Here is a 19787-nt window from a genome sequence, read left to right on the forward strand (position 1 = left end):
AATTATGCCTTGTATGCACCTAAAAATGCATCCAAATATGCGTCAGTGTATATTTCTGCATAGAGCAATCTTTTAGCGTATTAATTGCACATATACAGCGATTCAGTGTGAATTATACCACTTTGGAAGCGATTTTCATAGGGCGCATTTACTAATAAACAGTACTATTTACTCAACCGAACGCAGCAAAATCTCCTCAAGCGCATGCTTTACAGAAACAGGCAACGTACAACGCCACTGCGCCCACTTAACCACGGAAGGCTGATCGGTTGCGTAAGCGTTAAGCATATCAACATTGTTGCGATACTTTTCTGCTTCCGATTCGTTTTCGTATTCAAGAGTTGATATTGCAGCAATAGCACTTGCACTTCCGCCTGTTTCGCGTACTGCGTCAAAAGCCATTTCCTTACCACGGTACGGCACTTGTGCTTGAAGCAAGAATCGGTAAGCGTCGCCAACTTTAGGGTCGGCAGCAATTTGCAATCCTCCGTCAACAATTACGCGAACTTCTAAACGAGCTGGCACGTCTTTTACAGAAACAGTTAAGCTCAAAGTCGACTCTTCACCTTCGTAAGAAATCGCAAACTCGCTTGCGCTAAGTTCTCGACTTCCTACCAATACGCGCACGTGCGCAAAATCTGCGCAATCAACCCCTCTAAACACCACATTCCAGTTGCGTTTTTGCGGCACAGATTCTACAGCATCATCCTCTCCGGAAACGCCGGAAATAATAAATTGCGTAGAAGAATTGCCGTCTCGCCACACAAAATTCATGCGAGTATTAGCAGTATTCCCAGCAGACGCTGCAGCAAAATCACCGTTATCTTCGCGCATCACAAATTCGCCGTCAGCTCCAGGGAACACGAGCACGCGCAGATTACGAGGATTTTCAATGCTATTAACAGATTCAGCAGCCTCATAACTACGCGCGCAATCTGCAACTTCCGGCAAAACTTGCAGAGGCACAATAGCTCCAGCGCGAGCAAAAACAGGCACGCGGTCAAGCGTGCGCCACGCTTCAAATCTGCGACCATTCCAGCCGCGAGACACGTACCTGCGCCCGTCAAACAAATCGTACCAGTCACCTTCCGGCAACCAAACTCCAGCGCATCCACGCAAAGTAGCCGCATCGTTAGGCGAAACAATCGGCGCCACTATAAGCTCGCTTCCAAAACGGTACTCGTTAGGAATTTCATAAGCCATGCCAACTTCCGGCGACTGCCAGTACATTGGCTCAATAATCGGTCTGCCATCAAAAGCTGCACGATAATTCATCGTATAAACGTATGGCAAAAGTTCAGCGCGCAAGCGAAGCATTTTCACCATTGCTTCGCGAGTTTCCTGAGGGAAATTCCACGGCTCTTTTCCAGCAAACGGAGAGCAAGTCGAGTGCAAACGATTAATAGGGCTAAATGCACCGAAAGCATACCATCTCGCTTCCAACTCGTTATTTCGCACGCCGAGCATGTGGCCGCCAATATCGTGGCTCCACCATCCGTAGCCAATATTTGAAGCCGTAGAAGTGAAGTAAGTTTGGAAAGCAAGAGAATCCCAAGTAGTAACGGTATCTCCCGAGAATCCAACTGGGTAGCGATGCGAACCAGGGCCCGCGTAGCGCGAGAACGTTAGCGGCCAGCGTCCTTCGCGAGCAGAATCCTCATAATGCATGTGGTTTAGCATCCAAAGCGGATCCAAACCAGGCTCGCGCGTCACACCACCCTGCTGCCAGTCAATCCACCAGAATTTGACGCCTTCATCTTCCATACGATGATGCATGTTGAAATAAGCTTCAACAAACTGCGGATTCGTTAAATCAAATTCCACAGCTTTACCGCTTGCCGGATCAATGCCAGCATCTTGCGCAACTTGCGCATAATCTTTTTCGAACTCACGCACGCCGTCGCGCGGATGCAAGTTCAAAGTTGGAGATAATCCAGCCGCGTTAAGTTTACGCAAGAAAGCACGATGATCTGGGAAAAGCTCCTCGTTCCAAGTGTAGCCCGTCCAACCGGAACCATATTTTGCATCAACATCCGTCACATGCCAGTCCATATCTATAACAGCTGTACTGAACGGTATGCCTTCGCGCTTAAAGCGATTATGCAATTGCAAATATTCGTCTTGATGGTAGCGATAGTATCTGCTCCACCAATTACTTAGCGCAAAACGTGGAAGCAGCGGTTGAGCACCCGCTAGCTTATAAAAGTCTTGAATTGCTTGAATATAGCGATGTCCGTAGCCGAAGAAATACAAGTCTTTATATCTTCCAGCTTGTTCGCTAACTTTTTGCGCACGCGACTTAACCCAAGCCCCATACGGGTTTGATTTGCCGTTTATTTCCTCAGCCGGCGCAATTTCGCAAGTTGCAGAATCGTCTAAAACAGACCATCCGTCGCGCGAAAGTATTCCTTTACCAAGTTTTACCGGTCCGTTCGCCTGATCCAAAGTTCTAAAAGTTCCAAGGAGATTTCCAGGACACGCATCACCGTAATGCCACGTATTAAATTGAGTACACGGCACTCCGCGCACAACAATACTTAATCCTTCTTTACTAAAAGCTTCGCAATTATAAGTAAGATGCAGCTTTTCAGTTTCGACTTCCAACCATCCGTTTTCGTTTTTGCGCGCACTAAATTGCGGCTGAGCATCCGCACTTTTGTGAGCAAAATTGCGGCAGATTACAGTTTGCGTAGGATTGTCAACAAACTTTCCGTCGTCGCTCCATTCAAGACGCAACAGCGAATCTGTAATAACTGTAATTCGCCACTTTTCGCCTTTAATTACCTGAGTATCCTGTGCTTTTGCGTTTGAATCAGTTGCGTACTTATAAAAAATTCCCGACTTGGAAAAGTCCATTTTTGCACCTTTGCTTTTTATTAATTAACGCACGCTTTTATTTGACGAATACTGCGAATAATGCTGCAATCGATAGCATTACCGGATACCATGCGTACATTGTCCAGCGAAATACTGGCGAATCCTTATGACCGTCTCCGTAAGGGCTGCGATAGTGCAAAACTGCCACGCCAATGCCTGGCGCGAGCATCGACATAGCGCCAAACATGCCGGAAATCAGCTCCATGCGAATTTCATGCTTTTGCATCAGCTCAAAAATCAGCACAAACACAAGGAATAGCGCGCCTCCCCAGAAAATTTGCTGACGCACATAAACTTTGCCAATAATATTCCACAATAATCCTGCAATTACTACTGCAGCATACGCAACACTGCGCAAAAAACCGCTAAAACGCTCTCGAACCATGTCAATTCCCATAAGAACAAACAGCGCAATTACGAGCGCAAACACTGGATTTTGCGAGCGCAAATCAAACGCGCAACCGGATGTAGTAAGATCGTACGGCACTTCGCAAATTATTGCTAAAATCAAAAGTCGCAGTATGTAAAGATTCACGTTATGCGTATTGTGGTATCCGCGCATAAGAATCCACGCATACCATGGCAGCGCAGTCCAGCTAACTACTTCGCAAAGAACCGCAAATGTGAGAGCAAGCATATTATCTTTGCGTAATCCGCCAAACAAATGCGGTATTACGGGAGCGCTAAATGCACTAAGCATCATCATGAATGCGCCAAGCATTTTAAACTTGCGCAAAGTAATGCCCATTTTTATGTTTTTATCTGCACGAATTTTAGGCTTTAGCACATCCATTACTTGCACTCCTTTGTATTTCCACGCATTGTTTCGCATAACACTTACTTTAAGTAACGTTCTTTTTAAGTAACGCGCTTATTTTTACTGCTCTGTTTTACTAACGTTTATTGTATCGCAGTATTTATTGTGACTTAAAGCGGAAGATTGAATATTGCGAAACTTTGCGCACCGAGTTTCAAAGAATTTCCGCAGCTTAACACTTCGCCGATTTTTAGCAAAGGATTTTCGACTGCTTCCTGAGTAAGATTTGCCAGCGCTTCAAACGGTACTGCTTCTGCGTTTACTCCAGGGTTCATAACCACGATGCTTCTTTCGGCATCCGATTCTCCCTCGCTGCTTTTTGCGCAACGCTCGTAAGCAAATCCGCGTCCATCAACAGGAGCGTATAGTACTCGCCATGACGCGTCAGCTTGCAAAGAAGCGCGACTATGACGAAGCTCAATAAGCGCGCGAACCCAAGAAAGGAAGGAATCTTCGCAATTAATTTGCGCAGAAACTGTTGGAATTTCGCCACTTTCTACTGCTTGTTTGCGAGAATTTGCGCAAGTTCTTCCGTCTGCTCGCACTTCAACAGGCAAATATAGTTTTGATTTTGCAGCTGTTGAGAATCCGAGATTTTTTGTTTCATCCCACTGCATTGGCGTGCGCGTGCCGGTTCGAGCGTAGCCGCCTTCTTTTGTTGGAATATCGCGATATTTCATGCCAATTTCGTCGCCGTAGTAAACAAAAGGCACTCCAGGCATTGTAAGCAGCATTCCGAAAGCAACTCTGCGCTCACGCTCATCTAATCGCGGAGCCATGCGAGACGTATCATGATTGCAAGTAATGAAACTAAAGTAGCCTTGATCACAGGTTGACTCATATTGCGGGCAGTAGTCGTCTAAGAATGGGCAAATGCTTCCGCCGCCGCGCGCCGAAAAGTAGCTGTGATCATGTTCAGGATTGCTATCTAAAGCGTTATCAACATCACGAGCTAAACGTGCGTAGCCGTTAGGATTTCCGTCCCAGCGCCAGCTTAAATAAAAGTCCATGTCAAACCCAGCTGCCAACGCCTGACGCGGCCTGCCCCATTCGGAAACGAAAGCAGCCTGCGGATACTCCTCTTTAATAGTGCCAAGCATTTCCTGCCATGCACGAATTGTGTTGTCTTTCCCAAGACTTCCTTCACCATTATTGTCATCGTTTTTTACAAGCGAATCAGCCATATCAACACGGAAACCGTCAGCGCCTAGCGAAAGCCAAAATCGCATAACATCAACCATTGCAGCGCGCGTTTCTGCTGCCTCTTTAGAATCTGGCGAAGATTGCCAAGCTCGATCTCTATGCACAAAACCGTAGTTTAATGCTGGCTGACATTTGAAAAAGTTCAGAATATAGGTGGCATCTCGCTCGGTTTCGCCGCCAATAAATGGCATAGAATAGCCGCTAAATGCACTATCCGTCCAAATGTAGCGCTTACTGAACTCGTTTTTTTCAGCGCGTGAGCTTTCTTTAAACCACTCGTGTTCTTCGCTAGTATGCCCCGGCACTAAATCAAGCAAAATACGCATTCCACGAGTGTGTGCTTCACTAAAAAGCTGCTGCAAATCTTCGTTAGTACCATAGCGAGCAGCTACTCTTTTATAGTCACGCACATCGTAACCAGCGTCTTTAAAAGGAGAGTCGTAGCAAGGATTAAGCCAAATTGCGTTGCATCCAAGCGATTTTACATAATCTAATTTCTTTATAATTCCTTGAATATCACCTATACCATCGCCATTTGCATCATAAAAACTTTGCGGATAAATTTCGTAAAAAACAGCGTCTTTAAGCCATTGAGCATGATTATATAATCCCATTGTTTTACCCTTCTTTTGTTGCTATATAAAGTTTATACGACGACACTTTAAAAGCATATTATTCAATAAAATACAAATAACCCGCCACTCATTTGCAAACGGCATAATATACGTGTATACTACACATTGCTTACGAACGGATTTTTGTGAGACTTGTGACGCTGATTTACGCAGCTATCGCAATGTTGCGCCACAAAGAAATCCGTTACTACGCCACCAAGTGATATGCCAGTTTTGGCATGATATAGGAGGTCAAGGATGACGAATATTAAGAAGATGCTGGGTGCAGGTCTTGCTGTTGCCACATTATTTGGATTTGCAGCTTGCGGCTCTAGCACAAATAGCGATAAGAAAGCCACTGAATCTGGTCCTGTTCAGCTCACAGTTTGGTCTGCTTCTGAAGATCAGAAGGCAGGCGGCTGGGTTGACACCGTTGAGAAGGAATTCCAGAAGGCTAACCCAAACGTTAAGTTCAAGAACACTGTTGTTGAGCCACCAAAAGCTGCTGAGTCTGTAAAGAAGGATGCAAAGGCTGCTGCCGATGTTTATCTCTTCCCTAACGATCAGCTTGGCGACTTGGTTAAGGCTGGCGCAATTGGCCAGTTGAGCGATGACGCCGTAAAGCAGGTTAAGGAACAGAACGAAGATACTTTAGTTAATTCCGTCACTGCTCAGGACGGCAACATGTACGGCGTTCCTTACACCGGCAACACCTGGTTCATGTACTACAACAAGTCCAAGTTTGCTGCTGACGACGTCAAGTCCCTCGACAAGATGCTCGAGAAGGGCAAGGTTGCATTCGATCTTAGCAACGCTTGGTACCTCCCAGGCTTCTACCTCGATGGCAACATGACACTCTTCGGTGAGAAGGGTACCGATGCCAAGGCTGGCATGAAGCTCGGCGACAAGGCTGCTGAAGTCACCAAGTATATCGCAAAGCTTTTCGCAAACAAGAACTTCGTTCTTGATGGCAACAGCGCTGGCTTGAACGGCCTCAAGAGCGGTAAGGTTGACGCTTACTTCTCCGGCTCTTGGGATGCTGCTGACGTAAAGAAGACTCTCGGCGACAACTATGCTGCTGCTGCTCTTCCAACCTTCAAGACCGAATCCGGCGAACATCAAATGAAGTCCTTCGCTGGTTCTAAGGCTGTTGCTTACAACCCTAACTCCAAGCACCCAGAGATGGCTGCTAAGTTTGCTGCATTCTTGGGCTCCAAGAAGTCCCAGCAGATTGCTTACGAGAAGCAGGGCGTTATTCCTTCCGACAAGTCTCTTGCTGACAGCGTAAAGTCTGATCCAGCTGCTGTTGCTCAGATGGAAACCATTGCTAAGACTTCTGTCTTGCAGCCAGCAATCCCTGAGATGGGTAGCTTCTGGGAGCCAATGGGCAACTTCGGTAAGGCAATTGCTAATCATGAAGTTACCGAAGCAAATGCTGATGCTAAGACCGCTGACTTTGCCAAGGGCTTAGCTGGCGCCGTAAAGTAAGCGTTTACTTTCGCTAATTAAATAAATCTATATAAAATGCGTAAGTGAAAATTACAAGTAACTTGTGCATTTGCGAATAGCACGCCCCAGTCCCCACTCTAGTGAAAAGGGGCCGGGGCGTGCTATTTATATATACTTCTCTAAAGCACTCACTGTTTATATGAAAGGTATGTCATGACTGGCACGACATCCACAAAGCGAGAAAGGCGCCAGAAGAAGACGTCAAATATAGAACGCTTTGCTCCTTCACCATATTCACTGAAAGAGGCTGCAGAGCACGCAGACATTCTTTCGTGGATTTCCGTTATTATCTTTGGTTTCGGCACTTTTGTTCGCAAACAATTCACTAAAGGCATTTTGTTCCTTCTGTGTGAAGCTGTTCTTTTCGGATTCTTATTCACAACCGGTGCAGAGTACCTTCCAAAAATTCTTACGCTTGGTACAAAAAAGCAAGGCAGGATTAAAGTCAATGGTTTCTATCATTACACTGCCGGCGATAATTCTGTAGAAATTTTGCTGTACAGCGTTATGGCGATTGCAGCAGTTATCGTGCTAATTTATTTAGCAACGCTATCTCTACGCAGCGCTTATAAGGCACAGGCTATTACAGCAAGCGGCCAAAAGCCAGTAAACTTTATTAAAGACGCTTCGTCTTTGCTCGACAGCAAAGCGCACATTGGTTTAATGACGCTTCCAACCGCAGGTATTGTTCTCTTCACCATTTTGCCATTAATCTTCATGATTTCTATGGCATTCACCAGCTACGATAGGAACCACCCAGTTCTGTTTACTTGGACTGGATTAAACAACTTCTTCGCAATTGGTAACGCTAAGAGCTCTATTAACGCAGCTACATTCTTCGATGTTTTGCTGTGGACTCTTATTTGGGCATTCTTTGCAACATTCCTGAACTTCTTCTTCGGTATGTTTATTGCAATGATTATTAACCGCAAGTCCACTCGTCTTAAGGGATTATGGCGTACTTGCTTCTCTCTTACCATTGCAGTTCCACAGTTCGTGTCCTTGCTTGTTATGAACAACATGCTTCAGCGAAATGGTGCTATTAACAGCATCCTTCTGGAAAACCATTGGATTGCTCAACCTCTTCCATTCTTCCAGGATGTGACTTGGGCTCGCGTAACAGTTATTCTTATTAACCTTTGGGTTGGTATTCCATTCACTATTATGCAGATTACGGGTATTTTGCAGAATGTTCCTGCAGAACTTTACGAAGCTGCAGAGCTCGATGGTGCAAGTTGGTGGCAGCGTTTCATGAACGTCACTATGCCATACATCATCTTCGTAATGACTCCATACTTGATTACAACCTTCACTGGCAACATCAATAACTTCAACGTTATTTACCTCTTGTCTGGCGGCGAACCGACACCACTTGATTCTTCCGCAGGTAAGACAGATTTGCTTATTACTTGGCTCTACAAGTTGACAGTGGATCGCGGAGACTACAACATTGGTGCTGTTATCGGTATTATGACGTTCATTGTTCTAGCCGTCGTAGCACTTATTACGTATCGCAACTCTGGATCTTATAAGAACGAGGAGGGATTCCGGTGAGTAATAAAAATACCGCTATGCAGCAAGAACCTGTTGTACACAGCACTCGTAGCGTCTCTCTGTTTAAAGATCAACGTATACGAAGAATAATCGGAGATATTTTCTCCCACCTATTCTTGGCTGTACTGTCGATTATTTGGTTGATTCCAATTGTTTGGGTTTTCTTGGAAAGCTTCAACAAGAACGAATCCCCATTCCAGAAGACATTCTTCCCAACAGAGTATTCGTTCAATAACTATATTCGCTTGTTCACCGAGCGCGAAGCCCTAGACTTCCCGCGCATGTTCTTGAACACTTTGGTTGTGTCCATTTTCGTGTGCATTATTTCTTTGCTCTTCGTACTTGCCGTGTCGTTCTGCATGTCTCGCCTTCGCTTCCGCGGACGTAAGACATTCATGAATATTGCTTTGATTTTGGGCATGTTCCCAGGCATCATGGCAGTTATCGCTATCTACTTCATTTTGAAGGCTCTCGGTTTGACGAATGGTTCGGTTGTTCTAATCGCACTTATTATCGTCTACTCCGCAGGTAGCGGCGCCGGCTTCTACGTTATGAAGGGCTACATGGATACGATTCCAAAGTCTTTGGATGAAGCTGCTTACTTGGATGGCTGCACTACTTGGCAGGTCTTCTACAAGATTATCCTTCCAATCTGCAAGCCTATGATTGTGTTCCAGGCAATCACAAGCTTCTTGGGCCCATGGCTTGACTTCGTTATGGTTAAGACGATTGCCAACAGCCAGGACAACTACACTGTTGCTTTGGGCTTGTGGAAGATGCTTGATAGGGAATTTATTAGCCACTGGTTTGCACGATTCTGCGCAGGCGCTGTGTGCGTTTCGATTCCTATTGCAATCCTGTTCATCATTATGCAGCGCTTCTACGAAGAGTCCATGTCTGGCTCTGTTAAGGGCTGATATTCTGCAGACAATCTGTAGTATTAAAAAAAAGATGAAGGCCGAGGCGCTTTCGAGCGTTTCGGCCTTTTTATTACACAACTCAAAACGATACTGGCTAACAAACCTTACTACATTAAGCCAAATAACGCTTGAATAAAGTTACGTACAAATAAAAATTCCAACTAATAAATTAAAAATAAGTAAATCGTAAAATTGAATATCACACTTAATTGCAAAACATACAGTAATATAGTATTTACGAAATAACAAAATAAGAAGGATATTACACATGACGTTCCCATCTTCGGCAACCTGGCCAGTGTACGAAGGTCCTCTCGGTTTTACTCTGAACTCAAAGTCTACAACTTTCACCGTGTGGGCTCCTACTGCACAAACTGTAACTTTAAGACTTTTTGAAACAGGCAATAACAGCGAACCTACTCAAACACATGAACTAAAACCGCTGCACGATGGCGCTTGGCGTATTAATTTCCGCAAACGCTTGGACGGCGTGTACTACGATTACCTAGTAACTTTCCAAGATGGCACTGTAAATCGCACAAGCGACCCTTGGGGTATTGCAAGCGGAGTAAACGGCGAGCGCAGTCTTGTTGTGGACGAAGAGCGCATATCTCCTGCCAATTGGCATAAAGATAAATCTCCTAAGTTTGTGCGCCATGCAATGGTTGTGTGGGAAACGCATGTTGCTGACTTCAGCAGCAATCCTAATGGCGGTTTTAAGCCGGAGCATCGCGGCCAGTATCTCGCTTTTACCGACGAGCATACGACTTTACAAAACCCAGATTCTTACGACTGCAATTTCCCTACCGGATTGGATTATTTAAAGAAGCTTGGTGTTACTCACGTACAGCTCGAACCTATTTACAATTTTGCAACAGTTGACGAAATTGCAATCGACGGTGCGCGCAAAAACGGTGCTTCAGCAGAAGAATTAGATTCTCTATACAATTGGGGTTACGATCCTCACGCTTATAACGTTCCAGAAGGCGCATATTCTAGCAATCCTTACGATGGCACTGCACGCATACGCGAATGTAAGGCAATGATTGCGGCATTACACGCTAATGGTCAACGCGTAATTATGGATGTTGTTTATAATCACATGTACAAGTCTGCAGAAAACGCTTTTGAACGCGTTGCTCCTGGATACTTCTGCAGGCGTAACGCAGATGGATCATTTTCTAATGGTTCTGGATGTGGAAATGAAATGGCTTCTGAACATCCTATGTTCCGCAGGTTTATTATTGAATCTTTGCTGCATTGGGCGCGCTGCTACCATATTGACGGATTCCGCTTCGATCTTATGGGTTTGACGGATACAGAGACTTTGAATCAGGCTCGCGCAGAACTAGATAATCTTCCTGGCGGCAAAGATATTGTTATGTATGGCGAACCTTGGGGCGCTTCAGACCCTGCTGTCGACGAAACAATTTATCTTGGCAATAAGGAAGGGCGTCATACTCTTAACGAGCGCATTGGCTGGTTTAGCGACGAATCTCGCGATTCCCTTAAAGGCAATGTTATGAATCATCGCGACCGCGGCTATGTTAATGGCAACGAATTTTGGTGCTGCGATGCTGCTCGTCAAGCGTTGGACGCGTGGAGAGATACGCCTTCTGCAGGTAAAGAAGTTGGACAAATCGTTCAGTACACTTCTGCTCACGACGATTTAACTTTGTGGGATAAGCTTTGCATTTCTATGCGCGACAATGCTGGCGATTTTGAGTTTAATGCCCAAGACAAACAGCAGGTTGCAGATATTTTGAACGCAAATATGTTTGCAGCAGGAATAGTTCTTTGCTCTGCTGGAATCCCATTTATGCTAAGCGGAGAAGAGTTTGGACGCACTAAGCACGGCTGCGATAATTCTTATAATCGCGGCGTTTTGCTAAACCAGCTTGATTGGGCGCGCGCTGAACAATTCAAGCCTTTGGTTAATTGGTATAAGGATCTTATTGCGCTTCGAGCAGAATACAGTGCATTTTACGACGGCAAGCGAAAGCAGCTTACTACATCTAATCGCACTGTTTTAGCTACTAGAATCGGCAATAATATTATTGTTTGCGCAAATCCTATGTATCATGAAGACGCAACTATTGAGTTACCAACAATTCACAGCACAAAGTCTAAGGGCTGGAATTTCATACTTAATTCGAATGATTATTATTCCGACTGGACGGGATCTCAGCCTGATTCTGACGCATTTATTGCAAATGAAGAAAATAACATTACTCTGCATTTGCCAAGCCGCACTTTCGTAGTGCTTAGTGCTAAATAACTGCGTTTTAAAAACTTACACCTGATATCGCAACGCTAATTTGCAAACGATATCAGGTGTTTATATAATTGACAGACAGAGCGTACTTCAATCCAGAGATGTATTGAGTGCACTCTACCGCCATAGTGGCACGTTTGGCACGCTTACGACGACGTTAGGGATGTGCCAAATTAATAGATAGAAGGAGCACCATGAGCAAAACAGCTAACGGCACAGCTGACACTGATAAGCCTATGGAAGAAAGCGCTGAGCGTCTTGCACGCCCGCTTATAAAACTTGCAAAAGCATGCGGTGTTGCCACTTTTTATATTGATCAGCAGGGAAGCTATACAGAAATTACAGACGAAGCATTGGTTGGAGTGCTTGACGCATTAGGAATGCCTGCTGACACTCAGGATAATATAGCGTCATCGTACAAGCTAGTGCAAGCCAAGAGAGCCAGTGAACTACTTCCTCCAACTGTAGTTTCATTTAACGGCACAAAAACTTGTGTACCAATTCATGCTGGAGATGCCAAGCCGGAAGATATTAGACTTTCGCTTACGCTTGAAGACGGCACTGATTATGAGGGCAAATTAGGGAATGTCCTAGCTGAGGACGACGGCGACCTATACACTGAACTTCCTGACGATTTGCCAATGGGATATCACACTTTGCACGCCCAAGTTCTTGGGAATCATGGGGATATTACTTCGCATGCAGACGTTACTTTAATAGCAGCTCCTGCACGTATTCCTCTTCCGCAAAGCGTAAAAGAACACCACCGTTGGGGCTTTATGACGCAAATGTATTCTGTGCGTTCTAAAGACTCTTGGGGAATTGGCGATTATGGCGATTTGCGTCGCCTACTTAAGGATGCTGGAGAAATCGGCAAGGCTGATTTTATGCTGATTAATCCAATTCATGCATGCGCTCCTGTAACTCCACTTGAGCCTTCTCCATACTTGCCTGAATCGCGTAGATTCTTGAATATTACGTATATTCGTCCACAAGATATTCCAGAATATGCTGAATTAAACGGAGAGGATCTTGCTAAAGTTGAGCAATTACACGAATCTATTGCTCCTCAAAACAACAATCCAAATCCTATGGATATTAACGCTGCTTGGGACGCTAAGCTTCCTGCTCTGCGTATAATCTTCAAGCAGCCTCGCTCTGCAGAACGCGAGCGCGAGTTTACTGAGTTTAAACATCGTTCCGGTGAAGATCTTGATGCTTTTGCCACTTGGTGTGTTGCTTTTGAAGTTTGGGGCGCTCCTTGGGGAGAAAACTTGTGGTTTGACACTACTGGTAAAGGAACTTCGCAAATTGAACGACTTAAGCGCGAGCATGCTGATTTGTTTGAGTTCCATCGTTGGCTTCAGTGGATTGCGGACGAGCAGGTTGCTGCAGCTCACGCTGAAGCTAAAGCTGCAGGCATGGCAATTGGTCTTATGCAAGACATGGCTGTTGGCGTGCACGGCTACGGAGCCGATGTTTGGTGGAGTCCGGAACGATTCGCTAACGGCGTAAGCGTTGGCGCCCCTCCTGATTTCTACAACCAGCAGGGCCAGGATTGGGGTCAGCCTCCATTTGATCCAAATTACCTGGACGAAACAGGCTATATTGCTTACCGAGACATGGTTCATAACGTATTCTTGCATGCTGGAGCTGCACGTATTGACCACGTTCTTGGGCTTTTCCGCCTGTGGTGGATTCCACAAGGCCAGAGTGCAAGAAACGGCGCATACGTGTACTACAACGTAGACGCAATGATTGCAGTTCTTACAGTTGAAGCAACTCGCGCAGGCGGTGTTGTTATTGGCGAAGATTTGGGTACTGTACCGAAGTATGTTTCTAAAGTGCTTGCTTCTCACGGCGTGCTTGGCACTGTTGTTGAGTGGTTTATTCACGACGACGAAGCTGAGGCTGCAACAAAGAAAGCTGGAAAGAAGCAGATTATATTTGCTAATCCTTCTACATATCGAGAGTATGCTCTTGCTTCCGTCACTACGCACGATATGCCGCCTACAGCGGGTTATCTTGCCTTTGAGCATGTAAAGCTTCGCGAACAGCTTCACCTGCTTACAGACTCCGTAGAAAGCTTCCAAGAGACAGCTCAAGCTGAGCGTGATGCAATGATGAAGATGCTTCTTGACGGCGGCTGGATCAGTAAAGAGGCTGCTGAAGACGTAGAAGGCCATGTGCAAGAGATTGTGGAAGCTCTGCATGCGATCATACGCACTTCCCCATCGTTGCTGCTGCAGGTTGCTTTGGTTGATGCTGTTGGCGAGCACCGCTCTCAAAATCAGCCTGGCACTAGCACGGAGTATCCAAATTGGCGTATTCCACTTGCTGATGCAGAAGGTCGCGTAGTCCACACTGATGAAGTATTTAAGTCGCCACGAGTGCTTTCTATGACAGCAGTTATGCGCGGCGAAAATACACAGAAGTGAGTATAATTAAAACGTTGGTTTACTGTGAACCGACTCAATTCCCCGCAAGAAATACGGTTTGCATAGTAGCAAATCAAAAGTATTGATTGCAATGATGTCCTATGTGAGGCGAGCGTCTACGATGATGCTCGCCTCATTAATTATTTGCATAAATTACTTCTTAATATACTTTGCAAAAACACGCTCCAACAAAGGCGTGTGAAGCATAATAGTCGATCCCCAACCAATGAATAATAGCAAAGGTAAACCTTGCGGAAAGTAAATAACTGATGCAGCCACAAGGCCTATAAAAATAGCGTCAATAATAATCATTCCAAGCGTTGCTTGCCAGTATGAAACGCTGAAAATAAAAGCATTCAGAATAGTTTTGCCAATAGAATTTTCAAAACGCGCTTGTAATGCGAAAACCCATTCTGCTATAAGAATCCAGATTATGCTTATTGCAAATTGCGGTATTAAAAGCGGTGGTATTCTAACTGCAATCCAAGCCCATAATATAAGAGCCAAAAATGGGGCCATTACAATCCAGATTACAGTTGATTTCAAAAAGTTACTGGCAAAAGCGCGGAAGTATGCAGAAGTCATGTGTCCTTCAGCATTTTCTACACGTCTTGCAGCATCGTGCGCTGCGCTAACAGCTGCGCCAATGGTGATTAAAGGTATGCTAGTAACAATCATAAGTATGGTAAGCCACACTGTATTAGCAAATGTTTCCATACCTTGCGCAAACTTTGAATACGGGCTTCCAAACGAGAACATTTATATATCTCCTTTACGCTTTGTTTGCGCTATTTATAGCTGACTTACTAGCAATACTTACTAACAATACCCCTACCAACAATACAATGGTGGTGACTTACAAATCTTACGACCGTAGTCACCACCATTATTTTCACCACTTGAGATTTTGGAGGAGAAGAAATCTCAGCCTTTTACCGCACCTGACATAACGCCTTTGATAATATACTTCTGGCAGATGAGGTAGAAGATAATAATTGGAAGAATGGCAAGAACCAAGCAGCCCATCATGGCACCCATTTCAACGGAACCATAGCCACCCTTCAAATACTGAACTGCAATCGAAACCGTCTTGTACTTGTTCAAGTCCAAGGTAAGGTACGGAAGCAGGAAGTCGTTCCAAATCCACATAGTTTGCAGAATAGCCACAGACACAATCGATGGTCGCATAATTGGAATAATAATCTGGAAGAATATGCGCGGCACAGAAGCACCATCAATCATCGCAGACTCTTCAAGTTCTTGTGGTATTCCCTTAATTACACCAGTGAAAATAAACACTGCAAGACCAGCACCAAAGCCTAAGTAGATAATCCACAATCCCCATGGAGTGTTCAATCCGAGCTTGTTAGTTATGTCGGAAAGAGTGAACATAACCATCTGGAATGGCACAATCATGTTAAATAGGAACAACACGTAAAGCATTACAGCGAACCAATTGTTGACTCTAACAATCCACCATGCACACATTGATGTGCAGAGCAGAATCAGAGCAACTGCGCCAACAGTAATCACAATGGTCCACCAGAAGCTCATTATAAGATTCGTACGTTCAATTCCTAAAAGATAGTTATCGAATCCAATAAAAGATTTTGGAGTTAAGCTGAAAGGCTCACTCGCAATATAAATCTTCGACTTGAAGGAATTTATAAAAACTATAGCGATTGGGAAAATCCACAGCAAACTTACAACAGTAAAGAAGGCTGTCCACAGTGCAGAATGCTTCATTTTCTCGTTCATGCCACTACCTCCTTAGACCTAGTAAGCATATTTTGAACCAAAGCAAGCACAGCCACAATCAGGAAGAACACAACTGCCTTTGCTTGGCCAACGCCTTCACCATTTGTACGACCGTAGAACGTGTTGAAAATGTTCAACGCTAACATTTCAGACTTATGAGAAGGCATACCGTTCGTCAAAGCCAAGTTCTGATCGAATAGCTTGAAGCCGTTGGTGACTGTTAAGAATGTGCAAACAGTAATCGAAGGCATCATAAGAGGAATTGTAATCTTAAACAGCGTTTGCATCGGGGTTGCACCATCAACTGCTGCAGCCTCAATAACATCTCCTGGAAGAGCTTGCAAACCGGCAATATAAATAATCATCATATAGCCAATTTGCTGCCAGCAAATAAGCAGCACCAATCCCCAGAAACCATACACGGCAGAATATGTAATAGAACGGCCGAAGTATGCCAAAATACCATTAAGTACTAACTGCCAAACATAGCCTAACACAATGCCGCCAATAAGATTTGGCATGAAGAACACAGTGCGGAAAACGTTTGATCCCTTAAATTTCTTAGTCAACATATATGCAATTGCAAAAGCAATTACATTAATAAGAATAGTTGTTACAACAGTAAATGCCATAGTAAAAATCAACGAATGAACAAAGTGTGGATCCCTAAATGCCTTGCGGTAGTTACGAATACCAACGAATTTACTATCTGTAACAGCGTGGAATTTAGTAAAACTTAAATACACGCCCATAATAAACGGTACAACAAAACCAATAATAAAAGCCGCAAATGTTGGCAAAGCAAACAATGCCCACCATTTACGTATTGCCTTTCCGCTCATACTAATCATGACTCGTCACTTTCTCCTCCTTGAGTGCGACGCCACCATAGACGTCGATGTCGAACCAATATCTTCATTCTACTACATGAATGAGCAATGTCAAACGTTGTCATTTTCTTGCAAAGAATTTGTAGCAAATTGCAATTCTATAATTAAAAATTGCTTGCTATCATTGGCTTTTCAACAAATTCTGCTAGAATGGAAACGGTTGCAAACGTTTGTTTATTACGACCCACAAAAATCCGTATCAAACAACCTACACGATGCCGTGCTAAAATGCGTATGGGAATAAAGGAGTTCACATGCCGGCAAATATTCAAGATGTTGCAGATAAAGCACACGTGTCTGTTTCTACCGTGTCTCGTTCATTTACACGCCCAGATTTAGTTTCATCTTCAACTCGCAACAAGGTATTGGAAATCGCAGAAAAGTTGAACTTTTCTATTTCTAAATCTGCAGCAGCATTAAAATCCGGACGAACTTTGCGCATAGCTTTACTTGTAAGCGACCAAATTCGCCTATGGTTCAGCGCATCTATTATTCAAGGTCTTAACCAAATATTCCACAGCGCAGGCTACGATTTATCTATTTTCCAGATTTCTAGTAGTGAAGAGCGTAACGAATTTTTCACAATGCTTCCAACTAGGCGCAATGCAGACGCGGTTATTGTGTGTTCTTTTGATGTGAATACCAAGGAAATTGAGCAGCTTAAAACTACAGGCGTGCCTATTGTTGGCATAAATTGCTTGCATCCTAAAGACTGCGATTTTGACGCAACTATTAATATTGACGACGATCAAGGCGCGAGGCTTATGGCACGTCACTTGATTGGATTAGGACATCACAATATTGCATATGTTCGCACTACTCGCGATGTTTCACTACATTTCAGCGTTTTGCAACGTTATCATTCATTCATTGACGAGTGCAAAAAGAACGCGATTACGCCAATTGAAATTGTTGCTCCAGCTAATTTAGACAGAATAAGCGCTATAGTTTCTATGCTTCTTGGAAACGCAACAATGCCAACTGCTATTGCTTGCCAGGAAGACGGAATCGCAATACCTCTTATGTTCCAGCTTGCTCGCAGCGGTTACGCAACTCCTAGCGATGTATCAATTATTGGTTTTGACGATAGTTTTTACGCTCATGAAACTGGTCTAACTACTATTAGGCAAGATCCGGTTGAGATTGCGGCAACCGCAGCTAAAATAACACTTTCGTTTATAAACGATCAGAAAGTTGACAATCCTTATAGAATTGTTCCAGCTCAACTTATTGTGCGCTCAAGCACATCGGCTTTATTAAGCGAGTAAATATTTTATTTTATTTAAGCAAGTAGCTTTTTATAATTCTTACACACTATAAATAACAAAATCCGCTAGGACTTAACACTAAACTGTGTCAGTATCCTAGCGGATTCGCTTACGTCGCCTTTGCTTACTTACGTCAGAGGTGCAACGTTTATTAATTTATTTGAATGAAGATTAGTCCTCATCTTCGTGAGACTGAGCATATTCCTTAGCCCAGCCATCGACGAATGCAGTCTTGACCTTATCCCACTTGCCAGTGCCCTGAGCGTACTCAAGCAAAGCAGAGCCAAGATCATTCTTCCAGTTGTCAGATGGCATAACGGTGAAGTTCCAGCTTACTGGGGTCTTACCGGACTTTGCATCCTCAACAGCTGCCTGAGTCAATGGGTTGTCGGACTTAATGTCTGCGAAGCTCTTGAATGGAGTTGTGAAGCCCATCTTCTTGGACAAAGCATCCTTACCAGCATCGGAAGTAAGCAGCCACTTCAAGAAGTCCTTAGTAGCCTTCTTGTTTGCGTCAGAAGCCTTATCGTTAATGCACCAGTAATTCTCAGAACCGGTGGCCAAGCCCTGCTTCTCTTCGCCCTTAGCGCCAATGTAAATTGGGAGCATGCCAAGATCTTCAGCCTTCATACCGGCCTTGGAGAGATCACCCCAAGCCCAAGTACCATTCTGGTAGAACACAGCCTTGTTCTGGGAGAATTCAGCGTTTGCATCTTCACCAGTCTTGGAGCTGAGCTGAGTTGCAGGAGTGGTGGAATCAGTGATGTAAAGATCGAAGATCTTCTTGTAACCATCAAGGAACGTACCCTTAACCTTTGCAGGCTGCTTGGTAACGTGATCTTCCTTGAACTCGTAGTACAGAGGAAGATTTGCAAGGTGGGTCTTGAAGCGCCAGTCAGAGCTGGAATCGAAACCTGCAGAAGTGAAAGCACCGTCTACGCCAAGATCTGCCTTATGAGCCTGAATATCGTCAGCAACAGCCTTCAACTTATCGAAGGAGTTGATTTCTTCAGCAGACTTAACCTTAGCATCCTTAAGTTCGGTGTACTTCTTAAGCAAAGTCTTGTTGTAAATCAAGCCGTAGGTTTCCATTGCGTATGGAACGCCAACAACCTTATCGCCATCCTTAAGAGCAATATCCTTGTTCTGAAGCTGGTTGTAAAGCTCAGTATCCTTCAAGTCAGCAGTGTAATCCTTCCAGCTTGCATAGCCAACTGGGCCGTTAATCTGGAAGAGTGTAGGAGCTTCGTCACCCTTGCTGATTTCGCTCTTCAAAGACTGCTCATATGTACCAGAAGCAGCGGTCTGAACCTTTACCTGAACGCCAGTCTTCTTGGTATATTCCTTAGCAACTTCCTTCCACTGGTTTGCAGCTTCTGGCTTGAAGTTCAGGAAGTAAACCTTGCCCTTCTCAGCGGCTTTTTCGCTGGAAGAGGAACCGCAAGCTGCGAGCGCGCCAAAAGCCATCGCTGAGCAAGCTACCAGTGCAATTGTTGACTTAATCGTACGATTCATCATCGAACCTTTCTCCTATGCCGACAATCCCGTCATTGGACTGCCACACCTTTAGGTGTCCTTATCGACAATACTTATTATGCATCAACTATTTGAATATTGCAAACGATGGCATAACCTAAATTAACGCGTGTCGCCATAAAAACGGC

General features: G+C 44.5%; 13 protein-coding genes. 6 read left to right on the plus strand and 7 right to left on the minus strand.

Going from position 1 to position 19787, the window contains the following annotated elements; translation table 11 throughout:
* Nucleotides 1-168: 168 nt before the first annotated feature.
* The 3 genes from HXT35_RS03035 to HXT35_RS03045 form a co-directional block, all read right to left on the minus strand.
* A complete protein-coding gene (locus HXT35_RS03035) occupies nucleotides 169-2856 on the minus strand; it encodes a TIM-barrel domain-containing protein (RefSeq protein WP_421787786.1) in 2688 nt (895 codons plus the stop codon).
* A gap of 37 nt (nucleotides 2857-2893) precedes the next feature.
* Entirely contained in the window at nucleotides 2894-3670 is a 777-nt protein-coding gene (locus HXT35_RS03040) for a TraX family protein (RefSeq protein WP_421777709.1), read from the minus strand.
* A 134-nt stretch (nucleotides 3671-3804) separates the two neighbouring features.
* Nucleotides 3805-5511 carry an alpha-amylase family glycosyl hydrolase gene (locus HXT35_RS03045; RefSeq protein ID WP_004129314.1) on the minus strand — a complete coding sequence of 569 codons (1707 nt, stop codon included), beginning with the start codon at nucleotides 5509-5511 and terminating at the stop codon, nucleotides 3805-3807.
* 258 nt (nucleotides 5512-5769) lie between these two features.
* On the opposite strand from HXT35_RS03045, the gene HXT35_RS03050 reads away from it, so the two are divergent.
* The 5 genes from HXT35_RS03050 (at nucleotide 5770) to malQ (ending at nucleotide 14207) form a co-directional block, all read left to right on the plus strand.
* Nucleotides 5770-6999, plus strand: coding sequence for an extracellular solute-binding protein (locus tag HXT35_RS03050; RefSeq protein WP_004129316.1), 1230 nt, complete (start codon nucleotides 5770-5772; stop codon nucleotides 6997-6999).
* 174 nt (nucleotides 7000-7173) lie between these two features.
* Nucleotides 7174-8574 (plus strand): carbohydrate ABC transporter permease, encoded by a 1401-nt coding sequence (locus tag HXT35_RS03055; protein ID WP_421787788.1) that lies wholly within the window; start codon nucleotides 7174-7176, stop codon nucleotides 8572-8574.
* Nucleotides 8571-9491 (plus strand): sugar ABC transporter permease, encoded by a 921-nt coding sequence (locus HXT35_RS03060; RefSeq protein ID WP_004129320.1) that lies wholly within the window; start codon nucleotides 8571-8573, stop codon nucleotides 9489-9491. Before HXT35_RS03055 ends, HXT35_RS03060 begins: the two co-directional genes overlap by 4 nt.
* A gap of 271 nt (nucleotides 9492-9762) precedes the next feature.
* Nucleotides 9763-11772 carry a type I pullulanase gene (pulA, locus tag HXT35_RS03065; RefSeq protein ID WP_421787790.1) on the plus strand — a complete coding sequence of 670 codons (2010 nt, stop codon included), beginning with the start codon at nucleotides 9763-9765 and terminating at the stop codon, nucleotides 11770-11772.
* Between the two features lie 191 nt (nucleotides 11773-11963).
* Nucleotides 11964-14207 (plus strand): 4-alpha-glucanotransferase, encoded by a 2244-nt coding sequence (gene malQ, locus HXT35_RS03070; RefSeq protein ID WP_421787792.1) that lies wholly within the window; start codon nucleotides 11964-11966, stop codon nucleotides 14205-14207.
* A gap of 153 nt (nucleotides 14208-14360) precedes the next feature.
* Here malQ and HXT35_RS03075 read toward each other — a convergent pair whose 3' ends face one another.
* The 3 genes from HXT35_RS03075 to HXT35_RS03085 form a co-directional block, all read right to left on the minus strand.
* A complete protein-coding gene (locus tag HXT35_RS03075) occupies nucleotides 14361-14966 on the minus strand; it encodes a DUF624 domain-containing protein (protein WP_004129327.1) in 606 nt (201 codons plus the stop codon).
* A 165-nt stretch (nucleotides 14967-15131) separates the two neighbouring features.
* Nucleotides 15132-15965 carry a carbohydrate ABC transporter permease gene (locus HXT35_RS03080; RefSeq protein ID WP_004129331.1) on the minus strand — a complete coding sequence of 278 codons (834 nt, stop codon included), beginning with the start codon at nucleotides 15963-15965 and terminating at the stop codon, nucleotides 15132-15134.
* On the minus strand, nucleotides 15962-16816 hold the full coding sequence (locus HXT35_RS03085) for a carbohydrate ABC transporter permease (protein ID WP_004129333.1): 855 nt from the start codon (nucleotides 16814-16816) through the stop codon (nucleotides 15962-15964). Before HXT35_RS03085 ends, HXT35_RS03080 begins: the two co-directional genes overlap by 4 nt.
* 293 nt (nucleotides 16817-17109) lie before the next feature.
* Between HXT35_RS03085 and HXT35_RS03090 the strand changes: the two genes are divergently transcribed.
* Nucleotides 17110-18123, plus strand: a complete 1014-nt coding sequence (locus HXT35_RS03090; RefSeq protein ID WP_004129336.1) for a LacI family DNA-binding transcriptional regulator — start codon at nucleotides 17110-17112, stop codon at nucleotides 18121-18123.
* Nucleotides 18124-18294: 171 nt separating this feature from the next.
* Here the strand turns inward: HXT35_RS03090 and HXT35_RS03095 are convergent, their stop codons facing one another.
* Nucleotides 18295-19641, minus strand: a complete 1347-nt coding sequence (locus HXT35_RS03095; RefSeq protein ID WP_004129339.1) for an ABC transporter substrate-binding protein — start codon at nucleotides 19639-19641, stop codon at nucleotides 18295-18297.
* Between the last annotated feature and the right edge of the window lie 146 nt (nucleotides 19642-19787).

Origin of the sequence: Gardnerella sp. DNF01141 (assembly GCF_049244255.1) — a bacterium.
Classification (GTDB): domain Bacteria; phylum Actinomycetota; class Actinomycetes; order Actinomycetales; family Bifidobacteriaceae; genus Bifidobacterium; species Bifidobacterium vaginale_E.

Bases quoted from the DNA above. Each gene is read 5' to 3' on its own strand.
- HXT35_RS03035 (WP_421787786.1), bottom strand. From the start codon at position 2,856: ATGGACTTTTCCAAGTCGGGAATTTTTTATAAGTACGCAACTGATTCA.
- HXT35_RS03040 (WP_421777709.1), bottom strand. From the start codon at position 3,670: ATGGATGTGCTAAAGCCTAAAATTCGTGCAGATAAAAACATAAAAATG.
- HXT35_RS03045 (WP_004129314.1), bottom strand. From the start codon at position 5,511: ATGGGATTATATAATCATGCTCAATGGCTTAAAGACGCTGTTTTTTAC.
- HXT35_RS03050 (WP_004129316.1), top strand. From the start codon at position 5,770: ATGACGAATATTAAGAAGATGCTGGGTGCAGGTCTTGCTGTTGCCACA.
- HXT35_RS03055 (WP_421787788.1), top strand. From the start codon at position 7,174: ATGACTGGCACGACATCCACAAAGCGAGAAAGGCGCCAGAAGAAGACG.
- pulA (WP_421787790.1), top strand. From the start codon at position 9,763: ATGACGTTCCCATCTTCGGCAACCTGGCCAGTGTACGAAGGTCCTCTC.
- malQ (WP_421787792.1), top strand. From the start codon at position 11,964: ATGAGCAAAACAGCTAACGGCACAGCTGACACTGATAAGCCTATGGAA.
- HXT35_RS03075 (WP_004129327.1), bottom strand. From the start codon at position 14,966: ATGTTCTCGTTTGGAAGCCCGTATTCAAAGTTTGCGCAAGGTATGGAA.
- HXT35_RS03080 (WP_004129331.1), bottom strand. From the start codon at position 15,965: ATGAACGAGAAAATGAAGCATTCTGCACTGTGGACAGCCTTCTTTACT.
- HXT35_RS03085 (WP_004129333.1), bottom strand. From the start codon at position 16,816: ATGATTAGTATGAGCGGAAAGGCAATACGTAAATGGTGGGCATTGTTT.
- HXT35_RS03090 (WP_004129336.1), top strand. From the start codon at position 17,110: ATGCCGGCAAATATTCAAGATGTTGCAGATAAAGCACACGTGTCTGTT.
- HXT35_RS03095 (WP_004129339.1), bottom strand. From the start codon at position 19,641: ATGATGAATCGTACGATTAAGTCAACAATTGCACTGGTAGCTTGCTCA.